Annotated in this window: 1 protein-coding gene; it reads left to right on the forward strand. The window is 37.4% G+C overall.

The window, feature by feature from the left end; genetic code table 11:
• Window positions 1–97: 97 nt before the first annotated feature.
• Window positions 98–1,597: an IS1182 family transposase gene (locus DXB58_RS27555; protein WP_122138878.1), complete on the forward strand. Its 1,500-nt coding sequence runs from the start codon at window positions 98–100 to the stop codon at window positions 1,595–1,597.
• The last annotated feature ends 35 nt before the right edge of the window (window positions 1,598–1,632 follow it).

Here is a 1,632-nt window from a genome sequence, read left to right on the forward strand (position 1 = left end):
GTGCCTGTTGCACAACTCAATCATCGTATCAATTATCTCAAAATCTTTGTTTATTTCCGTGATAATTAGTATATTGTAGTCAAAAGTAGGAAACGTTATGCAAGGTTGTAAACCATTTGAAGAAAAACTGTTTTACACATTCAGTTTATCCGATCGTATACCGGAAAACAATTTTTATCGCCGTTTGAAAAGTATTCTTGATTTGTCTTTTATCCGTAAATATACAACATGTTATTATGGGAAAGAAGGTCAGTCAAGCATTGATCCGGTCGTCTTTTTCAAACTAATGCTTATCGGCTATATGGAAAACATAGCTTCCGACCGTAAAATAGTGGAACAAGCCAGTATGCGGCTGGACATGCTTTATTTCCTGAATTATGATATTGATGAGTCTTTACCTTGGCATAGCACGCTATCACGCACTCGTAAACTATATGGGGAAGAGCTTTTTTTAAAAGTATTTAATCATATACTGGAATTATGTGTACATGCAGGACTGGTTGACGGTAGGATTCAAGCTGTTGACAGCGCTTTTATAAAAGCCAATGCCTCTATGAATAGTTTGCGGAATGTAAAATTGGCTGGTCAGAAGTATTATAAACGCTTGAATGAAGCAGAAGAACAAGAAGAAGCAGAAGATGCTCAATCCGGTGATTATCCTCCTCCATCCTGTGATCCAAGAAGGCAGAGTAATAATATTCACGTCAGCCGTACGGATCCCGACGCGAAGCTGTCTACTAAACATGGACGACCGATAGCTTTAAATTATCTAGCTCAAATTAGCGTGGATGTATCCTCTCATATCATATGTGGCGCACTCGGCTTATATGCCAACATAAAGGACTGCCGATGCATGCCATATATATTGGGGCAAACTATTGAAAATCTCTCACGTAATGATATAGAAATAAAAGAGGTATTAGCTGATACAAATTACTCGAGTGGAGAAGCTCTCAAATATCTGGAAGATAATGGTATTATTGGATATATTCCCTGCACAAGCAATTATAAACCAAACAGAGAAGGATTCCTCTACGATGCCGAAAACGATTACTATTTATGTAAAATGAATAAGAAAATAACATTCAGATACATACACAAAGCCGGTAATAGTCAGAAGGAAGCACGAATATACAGAAGTTCGGTTGAAGATTGTAAAGGATGCCCATTGCGAAGTCAATGTATTAAAAGCAAGAAACAGAACGCTAAAGAATTATCGACTACCGTGGATCGGCCATACTATGATCGCTCATACCAAAGAGTACATAGTAGTATTGGACGAATAAAAAAGAAAATGCGTTCCAGCACAGTAGAACCCGTATTGGGAACGTTGCTTGATTACAGAGCTATGAGAAGAGTGCGAACAAGAGGAATTAAATTAGCCAACAAGCATGTGGTGCTGGCAGCAATGGCATATAACCTGAAGAAACTGATGAAACATAAGTACTATAAATCTGTGGGAGAGGTTGCAATAGCAACCCACAACCACTTACAGAACCATAGTATTTGTTTGGCGAGAGAGAAATTATGTATGTCTTTTCAATATATTGTTTCAGTAGTTCATAAAAATCATAATTTAGACATATACACCCATTAGAGTATAACTAAAAAATAAAGTTGTGCAACAGGCAC

Origin of the sequence: Bacteroides sp. OM05-10AA, assembly GCF_003439055.1 — a bacterium.
Classification (GTDB): Bacteria; Bacteroidota; Bacteroidia; order Bacteroidales; family Bacteroidaceae; genus Bacteroides; species Bacteroides intestinigallinarum.

Excerpts from the sequence above, each read along its gene's own strand:
- DXB58_RS27555 (WP_122138878.1), top strand. The coding sequence starts at position 98 with ATGCAAGGTTGTAAACCATTTGAAGAAAAACTGTTTTACACATTCAGT.